The sequence below is a fragment of the Acinetobacter sp. GW821-FHT01C12 genome, assembly GCF_059422625.1.
This window is the reverse complement of record NZ_JBWKXD010000001.1, coordinates 660,404-682,369: the sequence shown is the minus strand read 5'-3', so window position 1 is coordinate 682,369 and position 21,966 is coordinate 660,404. Positions and strand designations below refer to the sequence as shown.

Below are 21,966 nucleotides of genomic sequence, written 5' to 3'. Positions count from 1 at the left end.
TGGATTATCACGATTTGAAAATTTGATCAAGAAATGCGGGGTATCAGACTAAAGAACTAGGGGAAAGTATTACTCAGATATATCTATATGTGCTAAACATATTATATGTCCTGTTAAGGCATTGATGTTTTTAGGATGAAACTATATTGATGTGAAATATTAAAAGGAGTTTTACAATGTTTCAAAAAATCAGAAAATTATTGTGTATCCACAGTTTTGAATATGAAATTGGACATAATATTGTGGTTAAAGAGTGCCGTAAGTGTGGTGCTCATCATTAATTTTCTAGAAGCGATCTCAAAATATCACTATATTATGATCATTTGATAAAATATGGTGATATTTAGAAAGTGTTATATCTCTAAATGAAAATAATAAAAATCTAGTTTTGCAAGCTGATTCATTCAATCTTATGCTGATAGATGTCCTCGTTTGATTGCATATGGCTGTTTTATTTTATTGCTTAAGGCTGTCTTGGTTTTTTCAGTATGGTTAAATTTACGTTAGAATAATGCTATTCTTGTTTTATTGTCTTTGAATCATAATGTCTAAAGATTTTTTAGCTGAAAATTATATTGTCGATGAACATCTTGCTGATACTTTAAATTGGCTATGCCAACATCAAGATTGTTATGATGCTTTTCAATTTGATGTGTTGACTCAAGAACTCAAAGTTCATCATGCCAATGGTACAGATATCATTCGTCAGGGGATGTATCTTACGGCAAAGTACGGAATTTTAATCACATCCTTATAGTGAATTGGTGCTCAACGATTGTCGCTAAAATCAGCATGTAACATATTCTTGCGCTTAAATTTAATTTATCGTGTTTTTTTACTTTGATTAGTGCGACAAAAAAGTCAAAACACAGCTAAAATATAGCTTGAATAGTGTGTATTGAATCCATAATGAATATGAACGTATCAGAACATCAGCGTAGCATTTTGGCTACGATGGGAATAGAGCTTTGGATCCCCAAGGTTGATGTTCATACACGTCATTATGAAAATGCGCTATACCGTGATATTGCTCAAGTTGAACGGGATATTGCTGTTGTGCCTGAGTTGAACACGCATTCAACTCAATCTGATGCAAAATTAGAAAATCAAAATGTACAGCCGTCACAGATTGAAAAAGCACATCAGCCTGAAGTTTCTTTATTAAAACGAAATCCAGAAACACAGCAAACTGAAGAAATTTCAGCGCCTGAACAAATTCAGCAACAGACAAACTTTATTGTCGAGCCTGCATTACCAATTGCGCCATTTGAAATCCAAGCCTATTGCATTGAAAGCTGTGTCATCTTTGTCGATTGTACTCAAATCAGCGCTGACCAATTAGGACTATGGGGTAATATACAGCAGGCGCTTGTAGGGCAATTTTATGATTTAAAATGGCCTTTTCCAATGTTGCAGCTTCAAGATGGAAGAGGGGCAGCGATGTATATCCAAGGGTTTGTTGATGCTTTAAGGCAAGAGCGTAAAGTCATCAGTCTTGGTCAATTGCCATATTTAAACAATACTGAAATGTTTGAATTGGCAAGTTTACAAGAGATGATTGAGCAACCTTTATTAAAGCGCCGTCTATGGCAATTTATGCAAAATAAATTGAATTAGTTTTCAAGATCTGTACTGAGAGGTTTTCTGGGATATGAATAAAAAAGTGGTTGTATTTAGTCAAATCGACTCAGAAGTTCAAGCAAAATTAGCAGAAAAATATCAGTTGGTTGTATTGAATCCTAAGCAAGGCGATATCAATGCACAAATTCGTCAAGCAGTTGTTGATGCAGATGCAATGATTGGTGCGGGTCGTTTGCTTAATGAAAGCAATATAGCCACTGCAGAAAAATTAAAAATTATCTCCTCTGTCAGTGTGGGCTATGATAATTACGATGTTGATTATTTAAATCAAAAGAAAATCTGGTTGTCGAATACACCACACGTATTAACCGAAACGACCGCGGATTTAGCGTTTACTTTGTTGATGAGTGCTGCACGTAAAGTACCGAGTCTAGATCACTGGACCAAACAAGGTGAGTGGCAACGTACAGTCAATGCGGCACAATTTGGTCAAGAAATTTTTGGTAAAACTTTAGGAATAATTGGTCTAGGTCATATTGGTGCAGCAATTGCACGACGTGGATTTTATGGCTTTAATATGAATATTGTGTATCATAATCGCCGTGAAAAAATCGAAGTTGCACAACAGTTTAATGCGCAATATAAAAGTCTTGAAGCACTGTTAAAACAAGCTGATTTTGTTGTGGTTGCGGTAGATTTAAATAGCCAATCTAAAGCCTTAATCGGTGCTCAAGAATTTGCTTTGATGCAAAAGCATGCTGTTTTTGTCAATATTGCACGTGGTTCGGTGGTGGATGAAGAGGCATTAACAGAGGCTTTACAGAACCGCCAAATTTTTGCTGCGGGTCTAGATGTATACCAAAAAGAACCGTTGCAACAATCGCCATTGTTCGAGTTGGATAATGTCGTGACTTTACCGCATATCGGTTCAGCAACCGTAGAGACGCGCAAGAAAATGGCGGAACTGGCTTTTCAAAATTTAGTCGATGCTTTGGAACAACGCACACCAAGATATTTAGTCAATGAAAACTTCTAGTTGATGTTGAATGTTTGCTGACAATGCAAATTACATATGAAATGTTTACAGCCCCCTAACACTTCATTGCGAATTTGTACTAAATTCAATGTTATATTTAGAATATTAAAATAATTGGGACGATCAATTGAACAAGACCTTCCTCAGCCTTTGTCTCTGCTTAAGCACTTCAATTAGCTCAGCTGATGATTTTCTGCAAACTCAAAATAGTACTCAATTTGAAGTACCTGAGATTGGCAGTGGGGTGGGGTTTATTGATCAACAAAAAGAAAAAACCATTGGTGAAAAAGTTTATCGTCAAGTTCAACAACAAATGCCAGTTCTGCAAGATCCTTGGCTTGAAGACCAGTTTATGCTGGTTTTTTCAAAAATTCTCAGTCAGACTCAGCTTTCACAGCCAGTAGGCTTGGTGGTGATCAAAGATGCTCAGATCAATGCATTTGCAGTACCTGGGGGCATGTTTGCCTTAAATAGTGGGATGATTACAGCTTCAAGTAATATGGATGAAGTTGCCAGTGTAATGGGACATGAAATTGCCCATGTCACACAACGTCATTACAGTCGTTCGCAGGAAGCATTTAAAGGTCAAGGTTTATTGGCGCTTGCAGGAATTATCGTCGGTGCTGCATTGGCGTCCAAAGCGGATGGTGATATTGGTGGTGCGGTGATGATGGGTACACAAGCTGCATTGATGGACAAGCAGCTCAGTTATAGCCGAAATCAAGAACGTGAAGCTGATCGGATCGGGATGCAGTTTATGTACGGGGCTGGATATGACCCAGAAAGTATGGCTGATTTCTTTGAAACCATGCATCGTTCTACCAGTCGTTTAAGTTTTTTACCTGATTTTTGGTTAACCCATCCCTTAACAACAGAGCGTATGAGTGAAGCAAGATTAAGGGCAAATCAATTTCCAAAAGTTCCTTTTCGTGCCCAGCAATCTGATTTTGATATTATTAAATGGTATACCGCAGTGATTTCGGGGCAAGCCACTGACCGTCAATTGCTGGCTTTAGCACAATCGAATAATTTAGCGGGTTTATTGGCTTTAAGTGAGTTTTATTTGCTGCAAGGTGATTATGACAATGCGCAAACACAGCTGAATTTAGCCAAGAAGGTCAACGCTGAGCATACTTTGGTCACTTTGATTCAAACTGATATTTATTTAGGGCGAAATAAATTAGATGATGCCTATCAAACCATCATTAGTAAGCAAATCATAACTCCAGAAAATCGCGCATTAAGTTATAAATTAGCCGAAGTTTATATTCGACAGCAGAAGCCCAAAGAAGCCGAGCAATTGGTTAATCGTTTTGTAAATAAAAATAATAAAGATATTATTGGCTGGCAACTGTTACAACAAGCGGCAAATTTAGATAAAAAGAATCCAATGCGTACAGTCAATGTGCTGAGAAATCGGGCAGAAGTTCAATATTGGTCTGGTGATGAAGAAAATGCAATTAAATCACTTTTACATGCCAAGCGTTTGGCTAAAGAAAATAATGCGATGAGTGCTCGTATCGATACACGCTTAAAAGTGATGCAAGATGAACGAAAGTTAAAAATTTAAAAGCTTGATTTAAAGAACTTAAAACTTGAGTTAAAAAACTAAAAAAAATGGGTGATTTTAAATGTGCCATTAAAGAAAATTTACTTTCTATTCTTGCTTGAACAGGTTAAGCTAAAATCACTTAAAGTTATAATAAAGTATTTGATTCACATGAAGAAAATTTTAATCGCATGCAGCATTTTTTTCTATGCTCACTCAACATTTGCAGCAGTACCAGAAAGCTATGTTCGAGAAGTGGAGCGTATTTCGGCGCAATACAGTGCCGATATGAAATTTTTTTTACGTAGTCTAGATCCGAAATTGAGCCAGTTTAACCCGCAACAAGAGTCACAATTCTGTGGCATTGTTAAAAAATATGTCGATGATATGTATAAAACGACAGATGAAAATCGCCAATACCTCCCTCTATCTGCACAATCTATGACCAAGCAAAATGTAATTGATAAAGTGATGTTGTCACCTGAAATGCAGCTGCTTAAAAAATATAATATTCAGTGTGATTTGAAATAGATTTATCTTTAACATCTTACATCTGAGCCACATCACTTATGGATTTTAACCAATTTCAAATTGAGAATGATCAGATTGTTCTCAACATCATTCAAGTATCTGATGCTGAAGATTTATATAGTGCAATAAAAAATACTTTAACCGAGCTTAGAAGGTTTCCAGCAAGTTTAGTGTGGGCGTTGGAAGAACCTAATTTGCCAGCTTCAATGGCATTCTGCCAATCTCGTTTGGTGGCGTTATTAAATAAAGAGAACTTTGTATTTATTATCCGTTTAAAAGAAACTGATGATTTTTTAGGGGTTGTTGATATCCATGAAATTGATTGGTTGCAAAATACTACATCTATTGGGTTTTGGGGAAACTCAAAATTTAAACAAAAAGGTTATATGGCACAAGCGCTAACACTATTTGTAAGTAGTTTATTCTCGAAATGGAATTTTTTGGGTTTAAATGCTTATGTCGATGTAGAAAATATATTGGCACGAAAATTATGTGAAAAAGCAGGGTTTTTACTTAAAGATATTCAATATCAATCTGTACAAAATCCAGTCGATGGTGGCTTTAGAGATATTTGCCATTATCAGATAGAAAATAAATGAAGTGATATTGTAGATTGACGATTTTGGGCTATTTAACAAGAAACTATTTCATTGCAAAATAATTTTTATTTAAGTTGTTAAATAGACCAAATCAAACAGAAATTCAGATTTAAGAACGTTGGGTTTAGCCAAGTTTTGCTTTAATTTTTGCAGAAACTTGTGCTGGATCGGCACGTCCGGCTATGATCGGACGTAGAGAATTCATCACCTTACCCATATCTTTCATGCTAGTTGCACCTTGCGCAGTAATAGTTTGCGCAATGAGAGAATCAAGCTCGTCCTCTGACATAGCTTCAGGTAGAAACTGAGATAACACCTCAATTTCGGCTTGTTCTTTACTAGCTAAATCTTCACGGCCTGCACCTTCAAAGGCTTTGACCGATTCTTTACGTTGTTTGATTTGCTTTTCAATGACCGCAAGAACCTGAGTATCGTCAAGCTCTATGCGCTCATCGACTTCGATTTGCTTGATTGCTGCCTGTAGACCACGAATTACCGTTAACTTACCCATTTCTTTAGCACGCATTGTTGCTTTTAAAACATCAGTTATTTGGTTTTTTAAAGTAGTCATTTATCTGTCCAGGTGAGTCAATCAATCACAAATTAATCTTAGTAAAGGCGAGTAGTACGTACTGATTCACGCGCCAATTTCTTTTGGTAGCGTTTAACAGCAGCAGCTTTTTTACGTTTACGTTCTTGAGTAGGTTTCTCGTAGAATTCACGTTTACGAACATCAGCTAAAACACCAGCTTTTTCGCATGAACGTTTGAAACGACGGATAGCTACGTCTACTGGTTCGCCTTCTTTCAATTTAACTTGTGGCATGAAGAATCCTCATTAAGTTATGGATAAGATCAGGGTCGAATTACCCTAGATCACAAGTGAAGGTCAGTATTTTACTCATTTACATCTCATACCACAAGTCTATAATAGCTTTAGCAATATTTTGAAATGGGTAAAAGGCAATTTAATGATCGTTCTGGGCTTAGAAACTTCATGTGATGAAACAGGATTAGCGCTCTATGACAATGAAGTCGGCTTAAGAGGACAGGTGTTATATAGTCAAATTAAATTGCATGCAGAGTATGGTGGTGTGGTCCCTGAATTGGCCTCTCGTGATCATGTTCGGAAGTTAATTCCTCTGATTAATCAGTTGCTTGAGCAAAGCGGTGTAAGAAAATCAGAGATCGATGCAGTGGCGTATACACGCGGCCCTGGTTTAATGGGCGCACTGATGACAGGGGCATTATTTGGTCGCACCTTGGCTTTTGCGCTGAATAAACCCGCAATTGGCGTGCATCATATGGAAGGTCATATGCTTGCTCCATTATTATCCGAAAATCCACCTGAATTTCCGTTTGTCGCATTATTAGTGTCAGGTGGACACACTCAATTGATGGCAGCACACGCAATTGGTGAGTATGAAATTCTAGGTGAGTCGATTGACGATGCCGCTGGTGAAGCTTTTGATAAAGTCGCAAAAATGTTGAAATTACCTTATCCCGGTGGTCCAAATATTTCAAAATTGGCGGAACAAGGTGACAAAAACGCGTTTGAATTTCCACGTCCAATGTTGCATCAAGGGCTAGATTTTTCATTTAGTGGTCTAAAAACTGCTGTTTCAGTGCAGTTAAAAAAATTAGGTGAAGAACAACGTGATGCAGACATTGCAGCTTCATTCCAAGAAGCTTTAGTGGATACTTTGGTTAAAAAGTCGATTAAAGCCTTAAAACAGTCGGGTTTAAGACGGTTGGTGATTGCGGGCGGTGTCAGTGCCAATAAACGTTTAAGAGAGCGCTTAGAAGCAGACTTAGCTAAAATTAAAGCAACAGTTTATTATGCAGAACCTGCTTTATGTACAGATAATGGCGCAATGATTGCGTTTGCAGGTTATCAGCGTTTAAAAGCTGGACAAAAAGATGGTTTATCGGTGACAACAACACCACGTTGGCCAATGACTGAATTGACGAAACCTGAATTAGTTTAAGTCCGATATTGAACGGATCATTAAATTTAGCAAAGAGGTGAAAGCCTCTTTTTTTTATGGATTTAAAATTTAACGCGAATAAGGCTTCCATGTTTTGCTTTTGTTATCATAGTTATATTGAACCTGATCATCGTAATTTGATTCAAATTTTGTATGGCCATATTGATGACTGATGCTAAAACAATTTTTAATATTGCTATAGGTTTCATGTGTGCCAGGGTGATCACCATCGAATTGTGAACCCATTAAGCATAATTTGGCGTCATTCAATGCAAATGTATAAGTGGGCTTCTTTTTGACATTGCCTTCATTATCTTCCCAACCCGTGAACTGATAATTGAGTGGATAAGCAATCCCTGTTTGGGTATCTAAAGCAAACATTTCTAAAGAATCTGAAGTTCCCGTATTGAGTAAAATATATTTTTTATCAAAATTGGGCTGCATTGTTTTAAGCGCATTTTTATATTTAGCAAGGTTGGCTTTAGAACAATAATCGCCATTAAAATAATCACTCTGACACTCAGAAACTTTTTTAAACGTCGTCCCAGCATATGCCAATTGTAGCGATGCAGAACAAACAATCAGTGATAGGGCAAAAAATCTTTTCATTTATATTGACTTTGAAGGTATTTCTACACAGTTTATCGCATTTCTTTTACTGTGGTTTATCTGATTTCATGATAGAAAATAATCAGAATATTAAAAAATGAGATTGGAACATGGACTTATTGTCTTCTGAACAGCATATCGACCCAAACAATATTGATACAGATCCTCAGCTTTATAAAAAATTTAGCCAAGGCGTGCGTTTACCTTATGAAGTTTTAAACATTCACAATATTCCTGATGGTGCAAAACCTGGCCATTTTATCGAGGTTCGTTGTGGTGGGTTTGGTTCAGAAATTTCAGCACACCCTACAGAAAAGTATCAATTCTATGCACTTACAGATCGTGGGCCGAATACCACGTATAACGTTAATCAAGATCATGGCAAAATCTTTTTAGAGCCTGACTATACCCCTAAGATTGGATTATTTGAGTTAAAAAAAGATGGAACTATTCAGAAAATAAAAGAAATTTTATTAAAAGATCCAACGGGCAGAAATATTACTGGTTTGCCTAATCAGCATTTTGGTGCAAGTAAAGAAATCGCCTATGACCAAGATGGAAAGAAATTAGCCATAGGGACAGATGAATTTGGATTGGATGCTGAAGGTTTGGTTGCACTCAAAGATGGTACTTTTTGGGTCAGTGATGAATATGGTCCTCATATTGTGCATTTTAATGCAGACGGGCTAGAAATCGACCGTATCAATGCCTATGTTTTAGATGAGCGCAGAACATCGGGGTATTTATTGCCCCAAGAATATGCCAATCGACGCCAAAATCGAGGGATGGAAGGTTTAACCATTACACCCGATCAAAAAAAACTGGTGGGCATCATGCAATCCACCATGAGCAATCCTGATGCATCGGTAAGCAAATCAGATCTTGTGCGTATTGTGATGATTGATTTAGAAAGCAAAGTCGTTTCTCAGTATTTGTATCAACAAGAAGGAGGTCCGAAGGCTTATTCAAATACGGCAATAACCGCATTGAGTGCCTCACAATTTTTAGTCGCAGAACGTGATGATGATTTCTATAAAGATAATCCTCAAGCATTTAAAAGGATTTATAAAATCAATCTGCAACATGCCACTGATTTGGAAAAGCTAAAGCCAACTTCAACGATTCGGCAAGATGAACAATTCGGTCTGTTGATAGCGGAACAAACCTTAGAACAATATGTGTTAACAGCAGGCTGGAGTGGTCTGGCTCAACAGGGTATCTACCCGGTAGAAAAGACTTTAGTGGTGGATTTGGTTGCACGTTTACAGTATCCGCACGATAAAATTGAAGGTCTATGGGTGACTGATGAACAGCATTTAGCAGTGCTCAATGATGATGATTATGCTTTTTCTGAAACGGATGGAGTATTGGAACAAAAGTATTTGGATCACGATAAAAATATCATTGATGGCAATACACTTTATATCCTTGATCAATTGGATTTAACAGCGGATTAAATCATTATCTAATCAAGATAAAATTAAACCGCCAAATTAATTTGACGGTTTAATCAATAGTTCACGCTTAACTTTGTGCTGGTTTTAAAGTTGATTCAAGTATTAAGCTTGATTCAAAGATTAAATTTAGTATTCCCAGAACATCCGTTGAATTTCTTTTGCATCTTTGGTTTTGGTCAGCGCCAAAGCAGCTAAAAGTTTTGCTTTTTGCGGATTCAAATCGTGAGCAACCACCCAACCATATTTATCATCAGGCTGTTCAGCATTACGTAACACAAAACCTTGTGGAACACGTGAAGAACGAATGATTTGTACACCTTGTTGCTGGAGTTGGTTCAATGTCGGAACAATATAATTCGCAACGGAACCATTACCTGTACCCGCATGAATAATGGCTTTAGCACCCGCTTTCGCATAGGCCACATAGGCATCTGGAAGCATATTGCCTGAACCATAAACGATTTGAACGATTGGTAACGCATCACCTTGAATGTTCTCAATATTAAACTCAGAGCTATTGTTAAAACGTTTTGCAACATTTCTAAACCAATAAGGTTTACCTTCAACCAGTGTACCTAAAGCACCCCATTGGCTGACAAAAGCATCGGTATGAATATTGATGGTCTTTGACACATCACGTGCTGCAAAAATATCATCATTCATTAACACAAAAACGCCTTTGCCTTTGGCACTGTCTGCGGCAGCAAGCGCAACAGCACTATACAGGTTCAAAGGGCCGTCAGCTGAAAGTGCTGAAGGTGGACGCATAGAACCAACAACGACAATTGGTTTATCTGTATGAACTGTAAGACTTAGAAAATAAGCAGTTTCTTCTAAAGTATCTGTACCATGGGTAATTACCACGCCATTCACATCAGGCTTTTTAACCAATTCATTTACTTTACGTGCAATGGTTAAAAGCTCTTTGTCAGTGATGCTTTCTGAAGCAACCTGTAAAGCCTGTACGCCTGTAACATTAGCAAGATTTTGAATTTGAGGAACTGCATTCAACAAATCATCTACAGGAACTTTCGCAGCAGTATATGTTGCGCTATTTGTAGAACTTGCTCCAGCACCCGCGATCGTACCGCCAGTTGCGACGACAACGACATTATTTTTTGCATAACTCGTAAAGGGTAAAAGCATGCCAATTGCAAGTGTAAGTGCAGTAACCGTCTTTTTCATAAACTATCCTTTTCAATCATTGTTCTGGTCATAAGCATTTTTTGTACCAGTTTTTAAATCTATATAAATACTGAGCTGTTGCCCATACTTATTTAAAAATGTAATTTTTCAAATAATCACTCAAATTTATAGTTACATACTATTAAAACTGGATAAAGTGCTTGCCAGTGCGTTTTTTCAGCATTCAATGAAGATGTTGTGCAATATAACGTCAATGACTAAGTTTTTAGTTGTACAGATGAATTGAGCAATTAAAAAAGGCATTCAATTTTGAATGCCTTTTTGAGCTTATCTTTACTTTATAAAGATTAACGCATTTTTGCCAAGAAACGACTTAAGCGGTTCATTGCTTCACGTAATTCATTTTCTGCAGGAAGGAATACCACACGGAAATGATCAGGTGTAGGCCAGTTAAAACCTGTTCCTTGAACCAGTAAAACTTTTTCAGCTTTGAGGAAATCTAACATGAATTTTTCATCATCTTCAATTGGATAGATTTCAGGATCCAGCCTAGGGAAACAATACATTGCACCTTCTGGTTTTACGCACGACACGCCAGGAATATCGTTAAGCATTTCCCAAGCAATATTGCGTTGTTCATATAAACGACCACCTGGGCGGATCAAATCATTAATTGATTGATAGCCACCTAAAGCGGTTTGAATCGCATATTGGGCTTGGTGGTTGGCACATAAACGCATAGAGGCAAGCATGTCCAAGCCTTCAATGTAATCCATTGCACGAGACTTATCACCCGTAATTGCCATCCAACCAGAACGGTAGCCGGCAATACGATAGGCTTTAGATAAACCATTAAAAGAAACACATAAATGGTTTCCTGCTAATGCTGCAACAGAGACATGTTCGATACCGTCATAAACAATTTTGTCGTAAATTTCATCTGCAAATAAAATCAGATCATGTTTTTTTGCCAATGCGACGATCTGTTCTAAAACATGGCGTGGATAAACTGAACCCGTTGGATTGTTTGGGTTAATCACCACAATACCACGGGTATTTGGGGTGATTTTACTTTCCATATCCGCCATATCAGGATACCAGTAGTTTTGGTCATCACATTTATAGTGAATCGCTGTACCACCTGATAGATTTACGGCTGCCGTCCATAATGGGTAATCTGGCATTGGAACCAGCATTTCATCGCCATCATCCAATAAACCTTGCATCGCCATAACGATCAGTTCAGATACACCATTTCCGATATACACATCTTTGACATGTAAATCCAAGATACCTTTTTGCTGATAATACTGACAGATGGCTTTACGCGCAGGGAAGATCCCTTTTGAATCTGTATAACCGACAGCATTAGGCAAATTTAAAGCCACATCATTGATAATTTCTTGAGGGGCTTCAAAGCCGAACGGGGCGGGGTTACCAATATTTAACTTAATAATTTTATGACCGGCTTCTTCCATCTCATTGGCCGCTCGTAACACTGGTCCACGAATGTCGTAGCAAACATGCTCTAGCTTTGACGATTTCTTGATTTCACGTGGGGTTGTGTTACCTAAAACGGACATAATTTTATCCAATTATTTTGAGTTAAAAAAATAGATTACTGAAATATCACAATCTATGTTGAAATTTAGCTAGAAATTTTCCAAGCTCTAGCGTAAATATGGAAGTACTGAAGCATGACATTGAATGTCAAAGATTTAAAGGAGTTTAATGATGGGAAAACTCAATAAAACAGACCGAGAATGGCAAAGAGAGTTATCACCAGAGGAATTTAAAATCACTCGACAAAAGGGCACTGAACCTGCCTTTACTGGAAAGTATTGGAATTCCAAGCAGCATGGAACTTATGTATGTCGATGTTGTGGGGAAGAATTATTCTCTTCAGAAACCAAATATGACAGTGGTTGTGGTTGGCCGAGCTTTTTTAAACCGATCAATAATACTGTTATAGAAGAACAAGATGATCATTCGCATGGTATGGAACGTGTAGAAATTATATGCCATCATTGCGACGCTCATTTGGGGCATGTATTTGAAGATGGACCACAACCAACGGGCTTACGCTACTGCGTAAATTCCGCTTCTTTAGAATTAAAATCACAAGAAAAAGGCGACGAGGAAACGTATCCATGACCAACATTTATCAGTTTGAGGCTGAGCTGTTAGAGGGTGAAAATAAATCTTTTTCTGATTATGAAGGAAAAGTTTTATTGATTGTAAATACTGCAAGTAAATGTGGCTTTACTCCACAATTTGCAGGATTAGAAAAGGTTTACGAGAAATATAAAGACCAAGGTCTTGAAGTTTTAGGATTTCCTTGTAACCAGTTCGGTGGACAAGACCCCGGTACAAATGAGCAAATCGGCGCTTATTGCCAACGCAATTATGGTGTTTCTTTTCCAATGTTCGCTAAAGTAAATGTAAAAGGACCTGAAGCACATGTGATATTCCGTTATTTAACCAATAACAGTAAGGGCATACTCGGTAGTGGTATTAAGTGGAATTTCACCAAATTCTTAATTAATAAGAAAGGCGAAGTGATTAACCGCTATGCACCAACCACGAAGCCTGAGGATATAGAACAGGATATTGAAAAAGCTTTAGCAGAATAACCTGTTGTAAAGACCAAAATAAGACTGAGGATATAATGCAATTAGACACTATAGTTGAATTTTGGACTGATCCGCAAATGCCCTATGTCGAAACACGTAGGGCATGTCAAAGCCGTATTTGCTATAAATCACATAGCCATCCGACCTTTTCGATTGGTGCCGTAGATTGTGGAATAAGCCGCTTTAGTAGCTATTTTGCCAGTGAGGAGCAAATTCAAACAGGAAGCGTAGTGATCATTCCTGCTGAGGTGGAACACGCATGCAATCCACTGGAAAATCAAGCATGGAGTTATCAAATGATGCATTTAGATGCACATTGGGTTGCTCAACTTTTTTCAGAATTAGTCAAAGATATTGAGCAGCTTTATCCCCATCATATTCCATTGCTAAAACCACAAATTTTAACAAACTCACATATATACCAAGCATTTACGCAGTTAAATCAGCTGTTATTTGATCCAACCATATCGATTTTATTCAAACAACAACAATTAATTGAAGTGCTGAGTGAAATATTATTGCCCAATTTTGAATTTACGTTATTAAAGCAGTCTGATTATTTTCAAAAGCATTTGGGTGCAATGATTGATGATATGAATCACAGTAAACAGATGCTTTCTTTAGAAGATCTCAGTCAAAGTCTCGGGATTAGTCGTTATGCCATTATTCGCTTGTTTAAAAATAATTTTGGCTTAACACCACATGCGTATCAATTAAATCAAAAAATAAATATAGCCAGAAAGCGTTTGAAGTCTGGAGAAGCAATTATTCAAGTTGCACATGATTTGGGGTTTACAGACCAAAGTCATTTTCATCATGTGTTTAAATCCCATACTGGAATCACACCGAAGCAGTTTCAAGCTCAGTTTGTCACGCTCTAACTGCGCAATTATCTACAAGATAATAGGTTCTAAAAATATTTAAGCTTATCTAAATATTTTTTGGATCGAGTAATGCAACTGTTCATTATTGTGATTGTCGCCCATTTTATTGCTTTGCTTTCACCGGGCCCTGATTTTTTTCTTATTTTAACCTCATTGTTTCGAAATGGGCCACATGCGGCGAGAGCTGTTTGTTTAGGGATAGTCTTGGGAAATGTTGCCGTGATTGGCCTTATTTTGAGCTCATTGTTTTTTCTTGGCAAATTTGATGATGAAATTTTAAAGTTGGTAAAATGGGGCTGTATTGCTTATTTAAGCTATTTGTCTTATCGATGTTTTATATTTGCACAACAAGCAAAGCTAACAGTGGATTACCATCTAGAACACCAAAATAAACCCACCTTTGCATGGATAAAATATGTCTTGCTGGGGATACAGTCGAGTTTATTAAATCCTAAAAATATCCTGTTTTATAGCAGTATTATTATGGCAATTTATCAACACTATAATGTTGTTCAACTGACTTTAACCTGTCTGTGGATGGTGAGTGTAGTTTTGATCTGGAACTTGTTTCTGGTGCGATTGATGACTCAAAATAAAGCTATGCATTGGTTTAAAACCAAAATCAAATATATTTATTATCTTTCATCCTTATGCTTTGGCTTATTTGCCGCAGCTTTGTTGCTGAATTAATCAAATAAAATTAGCCCAAATAAAAAAATGTCTATCTAATAAAGATCTTTGATAAATCAAAAAATAATCATGTGGAGTGAATCATATTGGTATTGAAAGTTCCTTCTCCCTTTGGGAGAAGGCTAGGATGAGGGCGCTTTTATGTTGATTTATGGTTTAAAAAAGGACTTATGAAAGAAGTCTAATAAAGATCTAGATAGGCTTTCTCTTTTACATTATGTTGTCATCTGATTCAATTTTAAAAATTAAGAATGAGATACGCTTGCTTCTTTTGATTTATTAGCTTTATTGCGTTTGAATAACATGTTGTGAATATCATCAATAAAAGTATACACAACAGGAATAACCAATAACGACAAGAAGGTACTGGTAATCAGTCCACCAATTACAGAGATTGCCATCGGTGCTCTAAAACTTGGATCTGTACCTATTCCTAAGGCAATCGGAAACATACCTGCGCCCATCGCTAAAGTGGTCATAATAATGGGTCGTGCACGCTTATGGCAGGCATCTAAGAGCGCATTCATACGTGAATACTGCCGTTCATTGCGGGCGATAATTGCATAATCGACCAAAAGAATCGAGTTTTTACTGGCAATTCCCATCAACATGATTAAACCAATCAAACTTGGCATCGAAAAACTACTTTTTGCTAAAAGCAGTAGCACAAACGCACCACCCAGTGCCAAAGGCAATGCCACTAAAATGGTGATCGGTTGCAGGAAGTCTTTAAACAGGAGCACCAAGACCACATAGATACACAATACGCCTGTGAGCATAGCTAAACCAAAGCTTGCAAAGAGCTGTTCCATCACATCGGCATCACCCAGATTGGTACGTTTTACCGTCGGAGGTAAGTTTTTGATGGTTGGAAGTTTATCTACAGCAGCCGCTACATCGCCTAAAGGCTGATCATTGAGCTCAATATTAAAATTGATGTTACGTAAACGGTTAAAACGGTCAATTTGTGAAGGCCCACTTTCAATATTGACTTGTGCAATGGTGCCTAACATCACTGGACCTTTACTACCAGTAATCATCAAGCGTTTAATCAGATCTTGATCTTGACGTGCAGACAGGGGCAGTTTGATGACGATCGGAATTTGTCGTTGCGAGAGGTTTAATTTTGCCAAGTTCTGATCAAAATCTCCCGCCGTGGCAATACGCACAGTTTCAGCGATATTTTGTGTGGTAATGCCTAAATCCGCAGCTTTTGCAAAGTCAGGGCGAATCACCAATTCAGGGCGAATCAGTGCTGCGCTTGAGGTAATACTACCAATATTTGGAATAGTCCGGATTTCTCGTTCTACCTGACGTGCTGTACTGATTAATACATCTGGGTCATCACCTGACAGCGCAATTTGATATTGGCTGTTGTTGCCTGCAATACCAACTTGAATTCGTGCACCAGGCAGTGGAGCTAAACGTTGCCGCAAGTCATTTTCAATTTTTTGCAAACTTGCAGCGCGGTCTGAACGTGCTGTGACTTGAATGGTTAAGGTTGCTTTTCTTGGTTCACTTGATGCACCACCCGCAAAAGGATCTGTACCTGCTGATCCACCGCCAATCGTGGTATAGACACTTTTAATTTCAGGATGATCCTTAATTAAACTACGCGCGTATTCTGCTGCTTTTAAGGTATCTGGAAATTGTGAACCTGGTGGAAGCTCAACACGCACTTGGGTCTGCCCAGTGTCAGGTGGTGGAACAAAGCCTGTAGGGAGTAATGGGATGAGCATCAGTGAAGCAATAAAAAATATGATGGCACTGCTTAAGGTGATCCAACGATGATTTAAACACCACGTGACCATCCGCATATAGGCGCGCATCACCCGACCATCTTTGGCACGATCATGTTGAAGTTCAAGATCACCATGATCTTTGATTGGTTGGCTTTGATCATCTAATACTTGATTGTCATGATGACTTTCAACTTTACCAACCCAAGGTTTAAGAATATAGGCTGACATCATAGGCGTCAGTAAGCGTGCCACCAAGAGTGAGGCAAAAATAGCCAAAGCCGCTGTCCAGCCAAATTGCACAAAGAATTTACCTGCAATACCACTCATAAAGGCAGTGGGTAAGAACACTGCAATCAAGGTGAAAGTGGTGGCAATCACGGCTAAACCAATTTCATCGGCTGCCTCCATGGCCGCTTCATAAGGTGTTTTCCCCATTCGAAGATGCCGGATGATATTTTCAATTTCTACAATGGCATCATCAACCAGTATTCCCACAACCAACGACATGGCTAACAGTGTGACAATATTTAAAGTAAAACCTAAGTAATACATGCCAATTAGGGCAGGTAGAATGGACAAAGGCAGGGCAGTTGCCGCAATGATCGTGGCACGCCAATCTCGTAAAAACAGCCAAACCACTAAGATTGCAAGAAGTGCGCCTTCATATAGCAAGGACATTGAGCCTTTATAGTTATCAACCACAGGATTTACAAAGTTAAATGCTTCAGTGATTTTAATATCGGGATGCGCCGCTTTTAATGTTTCAAGTGCCTCTTTTACTCCGATTTCAACATCAACTTCACTTGCACCCTTACTGCGGGTAATTTCAAAGCCAATCACAGGGTGGCCATTTAACAGTGCAGCAGAACGTCGTTCAGCAATGCCGTCGCGAATGTTGGCAACTTGATCCAGCCGAATATGGCGACCATCACTCAAGGCAATATCCATTGCTGCAATTTCAGCAGCAGTTTTTACTGTGGCAATGGTACGAATAGACTGTTCACTGCCGCCTATTTTGGTTTGCCCACCAGAAGCATCTTGCTGAACAAGGCGTAATTGTCGGGTGATGTCTGTTGCAGTGGCATTTAACGCTAAGAGTTTTTCAGGATCTAATTCAACTTCAACTTGACGCGTGACACCGCCTACACGAGAAACCGCACCAACGCCTTTGACTTTTAACATTGCACGTGCAACGTCATAATCTACAAACCAAGACAGTGCTTCCTCATCCATACGAGGGGATTGGATGGTGTAGGTGAGAATCGGTGAACCTGAAAGATTGATTTTACTGACAATCGGATCACGAAGATCTGCAGGTAAATCTGAACGTACTTGTGAAACCGCGTTACGGACATCATCAACAGCTTCTTGCAGTGGTTTTTCCAGTTGGAACTCGGCAGTTACGGTAACTACACCATCTTGGATATTGGTATATTGATTTTTAAGTCCCTGTAAAGTTGCAATCGAGTTCTCAATTTTACGTGCAACTTCTGTTTCCAGTTGCGGTGGTGCTGCACCGGGTAAAGCTGCAGTAACAGTAACCATTGGTAATTCAATATCGGGAAATTGTTGGATTTTCATCCAATGAAAACACATCAAACCGGCTAAACCGAGCATGATAAAAAGCAAGATACCGGGAATCGGATTTTTAATCGACCAAGCGGAGAAATTCATGTTATTTCTCCTGCGTGCTAACGAGTTGTTTGGTCAATGGTGTATCTGGAATGGCATGACCACGTTTGATTAAATCACCATCTGACAAGAATCCTGTTCCAGATGCAACCAGTTGAGTGTTTGCTGCTAAATCAACAATTTCAACACGATCATTTAAACGTCGACCAAGTGTGACTTTCTGTTGAGTTACTCGATTATCTTTATTGACAATAAACACATAAGAGAAACCATCACGTAAAAGTACTGCGGTTTGAGGCACTGTTAGTGCTGGCTTTTCGCCTAGATCAAACTCACCTTTGACAAACATACCCATACGAACAGCATCAGTGGTTGGTATGTCCACATAGAGCAAGCCATAACGTGTTTGCGGGTCAATGACTGGTGCAATCATGCGAACGCTACCTGAAACGGCTGAACGGCTAGGATCAGGTGAGGTGATATGCGCTGTCATACCTTTTTTAAGTTTATATAAGTCTGTCGAGGTGACTTCGGCACGCCATTCCAAACGGTTATCACGGATCAAGCGAAACAGTTCTTGTCCCGTTTGTGCCAATGAGCCAACTGTTGCTGTACGTGCTGAGATAACGCCATGATCGGGTGCAATCACTTGAGTTTGCGTTAAACGAAGCTGATTACTGTCAATTTGGGCTTTGGCTGCATCTAAGCGGGCTTGTGCTGTACTTTGAGAAGTCAAATATTTTGTCGCTTCTTGTTGTGAAATTGCACCAGTATTTTTGAGTTGTTGAATACGTTGATTATTGATACTGGCATCAGCTAGTACAGCTTTCGCTTCTGCATAATTGGCCTTTGCTGTCGCCAATTCAGCACGAATACTTTCACTGTTAATTTCAGCTAAAACTTGCCCACGTTGTACGCTATCTCCAACGTTAACATTGACTTTGGTAATTCGTTGCCCCGAAAGTTCACTGCCAATCACCACTTCTTGCCATGCAGCAATATTGCCATTGGCTGTAAAGTTTTGCTTCCAGTTTTGTAGCTCGGGTTGTATCACCGTTACAGTCAGTGCTGGTTTTGCACTAGAAGCGGATGTTGCTGCATTTTCTGGAGAAGGCTGTTTTTTATTTGAAGATTTCCATCCAATAAAAGCCACGATTAGCACAATAAAAATAATTGCAATAATGATCCCGAGTTTTGAGTTTATGCGCTTTTTTTTCATTGGGTCATGCGATTTCATTTTAGTTTTTTAAATGAGTAGAGATAAGTTGAGTATCTCTAAAGGCTCTATGTTTGGTCAAGTTGCAATACAGCGCTTAATGTGATTTTTTGAAAGTTAAGCGGTTAAATTTTGCTATAGAGAGCCCGTTGAATTTAGTGATATTTGTTGTTTTAAGGCCTTGATTATTAGATCACGTGAATGAATAAAATTATTTATATGTTTTTAATATAAAAATGATAAAAACAAGCATTATTTTATATAAAAACTACATGACTAATTGAGATTTATAATATTTTTTAATAAATAAATACCATGAGATCTTGCTTTTTTATTTAAAAAATCACGCTTATAAAATGAGAAAGTAAGTTTAAGTAAGAGTGATTATCATTTAATATGGCGGCTTAATTTAGATGACTGTTTTAGAGCCTCCTATGCGAAAAATTAAACCCTTAATTGTGATGATGGCAGTGGCGACAAGTGCTGCAATTGCGCATGCTGAACAACAAGATGCTTCATCGACTCAATCGAGCAATGGCAATGCAAAACAACTGAGTACGATTACAGTAGTCGCAAGTGCAGATGCATCAGCAGAGGGTTTAATGCCAGCATTTGCCGGCGGACAAGTGGCTTCTGGCGGTAAAGTTGGGATATTTGGCAATCAGAAAAATATAGATACGCCGTTTAATCTAACCAGCTATACCAATCAATATATTCAAGAGCGGCAAGCAAAAAGTGTTGGGGATGTTTTAAAAGCAGATCCAAGTGTTCGTGTCGGACGCGGTTTTGGTAATTTCCAAGAAAACTATTATATTCGTGGCTTTAACTTGGGTTCAGACGACACAGCCTATAACGGTTTATATTCAATTTTACCACGTCAATATATTCCTGCGGAGCTGTTTGAACGTGTTGAGGTATTAAAAGGGGCATCCTCATTTTTAAATGGCGCCATGCCAAGTAATGGTGGGATTGGTGGTGCAATTAACTTATTGCCGAAACGTGCAAGTAACGAACCACTCAATCGTGTCACAGTGGGTACGGATTTTAATGGCGGTTATATTGCCAATGATATTTCTCGCCGTTTTGGTGAAGATCAACAATTCGGTGTACGTGTAAACACAGCATATCATGGTGGTGATACGGCTGTTGATAATGAACAAGCATCTTTAGGTTTAGCTTCTATAGGCTTGGATTACCGCGGTGATCGTTTACGTCTTTCTGGCGATATGGGTTATGTGAATAATCGTTTAAAAGCGACTCGTCCAAACGTGACTTTAGGCGCGGGTATTACTGAGATTCCGAAAGCAATTGATGGCTCAGATAACTTTGCACAAAAATGGACGTATTCAAATGAAGAGGATGTTTTTGGAAGTTATCGTGCTGAATATGATTTAGCTGATAATTTAACGGCTTACGCTGCTTATGGTTTTCGACATGGCGAAGAGCAAAACAGTTTAGCAAATATGACCTTGACCAATCAGACAACAGGCGCGGGGACCATTTATCGATTTGACAATGCACGTGTAGATATGGTCAATACTGGTGAAGTTGGTGTGCGTAGCAAAGTAAACACAGGTTCAATTGAACATAATTTAGTGCTTTCTGCATCAGCATTTCAACAGAATACCCGCAATGCTTATGTGATGGACTATAAAAATACATTAGCCAACAATATCTATAATCCAATTCAGTATGATCAACCTGCTTATTCACAAAATGCATTGTTTGGGAATAACTTAGATACGCCTAAATTAACCACTCGGACGCGTTTAAGAAGTATTGCCATTGGCGATAACCTCAAAGCTTTAGATGATAAATTAACAGTTATGCTCGGTGGACGTTATCAAACCATCATGCAAGAAAATTATAATTATGGAACTTCAATTAAGTCTGGCGAATATGATGAGAGTAAGTTTACCCCTGCTTTAGGTCTAAGTTATAAAATTCTGCCTGAAGTTTCAGTTTATACAAATTATATTGAATCTTTAGCTAAAGGTTTGAGTAATACCAATTCAACAACGAAAGAAACCACAACACTCAAACCATTCGTTGCTAAACAAAAAGAAATTGGTGCCAAATATGAAAATGATCAGTTTGGTGCAAGCCTAAGTTTGTTTGATATCGATAAGCAGCGCGCAGTACTTGAAAACAGTATTTTTAGTGATGCGGGTAAATATGTACATCGTGGTGTTGAACTCAATACTTTTGGTCAATTGACTGATTCTTTAAAAGTGTTAGGTGGTGCAACTTGGATTGATGCAAAGCAAAAAAATACAGGAAATGTTAACTACGATAATAAAAAGGAAGTGGGTGTTGCAGAATTTCAAGCAAATGTTGGTGCTGATTGGAAATTACCAACAGTTCAAGATGTGTCTTTAAATGCTCAAGTCACTTATACAGGTTCGACTTATGCAAGTTTAGACAACAAATTGAAAGTAGGTGATTGGACAACTTTAGATCTTGGTGCGACATATAAAACTCAGTTGGGGCAAACACCGACAACTTTTAATTTCCGCGTAAATAATGTCTTCGATAAAAATTATTGGTCATCAGTTGGTCTATTCGACAACATCAACAGTACTTCTAACACCAATAACGGGTACTTGGTTGCTGGGCAACCTCGTACATTCATGTTAAGTGCAGCTTTTGATTTTTAAACCCCATAAAAAATGCC

At 38.3% G+C, this 21,966-nt stretch carries 20 protein-coding genes; 13 read left to right on the top strand and 7 right to left on the bottom strand.

Annotated features, from left to right (window positions below; translation table 11 throughout):
• Positions 1-544: 544 nt before the first annotated feature.
• The 6 genes from AC07WY_RS03400 to AC07WY_RS03375 all read left to right on the top strand — a co-directional run bounded on the left by AC07WY_RS03400 (position 545) and on the right by AC07WY_RS03375 (position 5,296).
• Positions 545-757 (top strand): hypothetical protein, encoded by a 213-nt coding sequence (locus tag AC07WY_RS03400; RefSeq protein ID WP_004720981.1) that lies wholly within the window; start codon positions 545-547, stop codon positions 755-757.
• Positions 758-909: 152 nt separating this feature from the next.
• Positions 910-1,617: a hypothetical protein gene (locus AC07WY_RS03395; protein WP_494735709.1), complete on the top strand. Its 708-nt coding sequence runs from the start codon at positions 910-912 to the stop codon at positions 1,615-1,617.
• A 34-nt stretch (positions 1,618-1,651) separates the two neighbouring features.
• A complete protein-coding gene (locus AC07WY_RS03390) occupies positions 1,652-2,617 on the top strand; it encodes a 2-hydroxyacid dehydrogenase (protein WP_494735708.1) in 966 nt (321 codons plus the stop codon).
• A gap of 172 nt (positions 2,618-2,789) precedes the next feature.
• Positions 2,790-4,187, top strand: a complete 1,398-nt coding sequence (locus tag AC07WY_RS03385; protein WP_224965516.1) for a M48 family metalloprotease — start codon at positions 2,790-2,792, stop codon at positions 4,185-4,187.
• 150 nt (positions 4,188-4,337) lie between these two features.
• A complete protein-coding gene (locus AC07WY_RS03380; protein WP_494735707.1) occupies positions 4,338-4,697 on the top strand; it encodes a hypothetical protein in 360 nt (119 codons plus the stop codon).
• A gap of 38 nt (positions 4,698-4,735) precedes the next feature.
• Positions 4,736-5,296: a GNAT family N-acetyltransferase gene (locus AC07WY_RS03375; protein ID WP_494735706.1), complete on the top strand. Its 561-nt coding sequence runs from the start codon at positions 4,736-4,738 to the stop codon at positions 5,294-5,296.
• A gap of 124 nt (positions 5,297-5,420) precedes the next feature.
• Here the strand turns inward: AC07WY_RS03375 and AC07WY_RS03370 are convergent, their stop codons facing one another.
• Together AC07WY_RS03370 and rpsU are read right to left on the bottom strand one after the other, a co-directional pair.
• Positions 5,421-5,867, bottom strand: coding sequence for a GatB/YqeY domain-containing protein (locus tag AC07WY_RS03370; protein WP_004720970.1), 447 nt, complete (start codon positions 5,865-5,867; stop codon positions 5,421-5,423).
• Between the two features lie 38 nt (positions 5,868-5,905).
• Positions 5,906-6,121 (bottom strand): 30S ribosomal protein S21, encoded by a 216-nt coding sequence (rpsU, locus tag AC07WY_RS03365; protein WP_001136722.1) that lies wholly within the window; start codon positions 6,119-6,121, stop codon positions 5,906-5,908.
• Between the two features lie 145 nt (positions 6,122-6,266).
• Between rpsU and tsaD the strand changes: the two genes are divergently transcribed.
• Entirely contained in the window at positions 6,267-7,283 is a 1,017-nt protein-coding gene (gene tsaD, locus AC07WY_RS03360) for a tRNA (adenosine(37)-N6)-threonylcarbamoyltransferase complex transferase subunit TsaD (RefSeq protein ID WP_239045761.1), read from the top strand.
• Positions 7,284-7,352: 69 nt separating this feature from the next.
• On the opposite strand, the gene AC07WY_RS03355 is transcribed toward tsaD, so the two are convergent.
• Positions 7,353-7,892, bottom strand: a complete 540-nt coding sequence (locus AC07WY_RS03355) for a hypothetical protein (protein ID WP_494735705.1) — start codon at positions 7,890-7,892, stop codon at positions 7,353-7,355.
• Positions 7,893-8,002: 110 nt separating this feature from the next.
• Between AC07WY_RS03355 and AC07WY_RS03350 the strand changes: the two genes are divergently transcribed.
• Complete coding sequence (locus AC07WY_RS03350) at positions 8,003-9,349, top strand: esterase-like activity of phytase family protein (protein ID WP_494735704.1); 1,347 nt, start codon at positions 8,003-8,005, stop codon at positions 9,347-9,349.
• A gap of 126 nt (positions 9,350-9,475) precedes the next feature.
• Here AC07WY_RS03350 and AC07WY_RS03345 read toward each other — a convergent pair whose 3' ends face one another.
• A complete protein-coding gene (locus tag AC07WY_RS03345; RefSeq protein WP_004720964.1) occupies positions 9,476-10,534 on the bottom strand; it encodes a type II asparaginase in 1,059 nt (352 codons plus the stop codon).
• A gap of 308 nt (positions 10,535-10,842) precedes the next feature.
• On the bottom strand, positions 10,843-12,078 hold the full coding sequence (locus AC07WY_RS03340) for a pyridoxal phosphate-dependent aminotransferase (protein ID WP_004720962.1): 1,236 nt from the start codon (positions 12,076-12,078) through the stop codon (positions 10,843-10,845).
• A gap of 151 nt (positions 12,079-12,229) precedes the next feature.
• Here AC07WY_RS03340 and msrB point away from each other — a divergent pair, with 151 nt between their 5' ends.
• The 4 genes from msrB (at position 12,230) to AC07WY_RS03320 (ending at position 14,702) form a co-directional block, all read left to right on the top strand.
• A complete protein-coding gene (gene msrB, locus AC07WY_RS03335) occupies positions 12,230-12,649 on the top strand; it encodes a peptide-methionine (R)-S-oxide reductase MsrB (protein ID WP_004720961.1) in 420 nt (139 codons plus the stop codon).
• Positions 12,646-13,128, top strand: a complete 483-nt coding sequence (locus AC07WY_RS03330) for a glutathione peroxidase (RefSeq protein ID WP_096733977.1) — start codon at positions 12,646-12,648, stop codon at positions 13,126-13,128. Before msrB ends, AC07WY_RS03330 begins: the two co-directional genes overlap by 4 nt.
• A gap of 35 nt (positions 13,129-13,163) precedes the next feature.
• On the top strand, positions 13,164-14,009 hold the full coding sequence (locus tag AC07WY_RS03325; RefSeq protein ID WP_494735703.1) for an AraC family transcriptional regulator: 846 nt from the start codon (positions 13,164-13,166) through the stop codon (positions 14,007-14,009).
• A 72-nt stretch (positions 14,010-14,081) separates the two neighbouring features.
• Positions 14,082-14,702: a LysE family translocator gene (locus tag AC07WY_RS03320; RefSeq protein WP_494735702.1), complete on the top strand. Its 621-nt coding sequence runs from the start codon at positions 14,082-14,084 to the stop codon at positions 14,700-14,702.
• Between the two features lie 245 nt (positions 14,703-14,947).
• On the opposite strand, the gene AC07WY_RS03315 is transcribed toward AC07WY_RS03320, so the two are convergent.
• Positions 14,948-18,118: an efflux RND transporter permease subunit gene (locus AC07WY_RS03315; protein ID WP_494735701.1), complete on the bottom strand. Its 3,171-nt coding sequence runs from the start codon at positions 18,116-18,118 to the stop codon at positions 14,948-14,950.
• Position 18,119: 1 nt separating this feature from the next.
• Positions 18,120-19,313, bottom strand: a complete 1,194-nt coding sequence (locus tag AC07WY_RS03310; protein WP_494735700.1) for an efflux RND transporter periplasmic adaptor subunit — start codon at positions 19,311-19,313, stop codon at positions 18,120-18,122.
• Positions 19,314-19,726: 413 nt separating this feature from the next.
• On the opposite strand from AC07WY_RS03310, the gene AC07WY_RS03305 reads away from it, so the two are divergent.
• On the top strand, positions 19,727-21,949 hold the full coding sequence (locus tag AC07WY_RS03305) for a TonB-dependent receptor (protein ID WP_494735699.1): 2,223 nt from the start codon (positions 19,727-19,729) through the stop codon (positions 21,947-21,949).
• Positions 21,950-21,966 lie beyond the last annotated feature (17 nt).

Excerpts from the sequence above, each read along its gene's own strand:
- AC07WY_RS03400 (WP_004720981.1), top strand. The coding sequence starts at position 545 with ATGTCTAAAGATTTTTTAGCTGAAAATTATATTGTCGATGAACATCTT.
- AC07WY_RS03395 (WP_494735709.1), top strand. The coding sequence starts at position 910 with ATGAATATGAACGTATCAGAACATCAGCGTAGCATTTTGGCTACGATG.
- AC07WY_RS03390 (WP_494735708.1), top strand. The coding sequence starts at position 1,652 with ATGAATAAAAAAGTGGTTGTATTTAGTCAAATCGACTCAGAAGTTCAA.
- AC07WY_RS03380 (WP_494735707.1), top strand. The coding sequence starts at position 4,338 with ATGAAGAAAATTTTAATCGCATGCAGCATTTTTTTCTATGCTCACTCA.
- AC07WY_RS03375 (WP_494735706.1), top strand. The coding sequence starts at position 4,736 with ATGGATTTTAACCAATTTCAAATTGAGAATGATCAGATTGTTCTCAAC.
- AC07WY_RS03370 (WP_004720970.1), bottom strand. The coding sequence starts at position 5,867 with ATGACTACTTTAAAAAACCAAATAACTGATGTTTTAAAAGCAACAATG.
- rpsU (WP_001136722.1), bottom strand. The coding sequence starts at position 6,121 with ATGCCACAAGTTAAATTGAAAGAAGGCGAACCAGTAGACGTAGCTATC.
- tsaD (WP_239045761.1), top strand. The coding sequence starts at position 6,267 with ATGATCGTTCTGGGCTTAGAAACTTCATGTGATGAAACAGGATTAGCG.
- AC07WY_RS03355 (WP_494735705.1), bottom strand. The coding sequence starts at position 7,892 with ATGAAAAGATTTTTTGCCCTATCACTGATTGTTTGTTCTGCATCGCTA.
- AC07WY_RS03350 (WP_494735704.1), top strand. The coding sequence starts at position 8,003 with ATGGACTTATTGTCTTCTGAACAGCATATCGACCCAAACAATATTGAT.
- AC07WY_RS03345 (WP_004720964.1), bottom strand. The coding sequence starts at position 10,534 with ATGAAAAAGACGGTTACTGCACTTACACTTGCAATTGGCATGCTTTTA.
- AC07WY_RS03340 (WP_004720962.1), bottom strand. The coding sequence starts at position 12,078 with ATGTCCGTTTTAGGTAACACAACCCCACGTGAAATCAAGAAATCGTCA.
- msrB (WP_004720961.1), top strand. The coding sequence starts at position 12,230 with ATGGGAAAACTCAATAAAACAGACCGAGAATGGCAAAGAGAGTTATCA.
- AC07WY_RS03330 (WP_096733977.1), top strand. The coding sequence starts at position 12,646 with ATGACCAACATTTATCAGTTTGAGGCTGAGCTGTTAGAGGGTGAAAAT.
- AC07WY_RS03325 (WP_494735703.1), top strand. The coding sequence starts at position 13,164 with ATGCAATTAGACACTATAGTTGAATTTTGGACTGATCCGCAAATGCCC.
- AC07WY_RS03320 (WP_494735702.1), top strand. The coding sequence starts at position 14,082 with ATGCAACTGTTCATTATTGTGATTGTCGCCCATTTTATTGCTTTGCTT.
- AC07WY_RS03315 (WP_494735701.1), bottom strand. The coding sequence starts at position 18,118 with ATGAATTTCTCCGCTTGGTCGATTAAAAATCCGATTCCCGGTATCTTG.
- AC07WY_RS03310 (WP_494735700.1), bottom strand. The coding sequence starts at position 19,313 with ATGAAATCGCATGACCCAATGAAAAAAAAGCGCATAAACTCAAAACTC.
- AC07WY_RS03305 (WP_494735699.1), top strand. The coding sequence starts at position 19,727 with ATGCGAAAAATTAAACCCTTAATTGTGATGATGGCAGTGGCGACAAGT.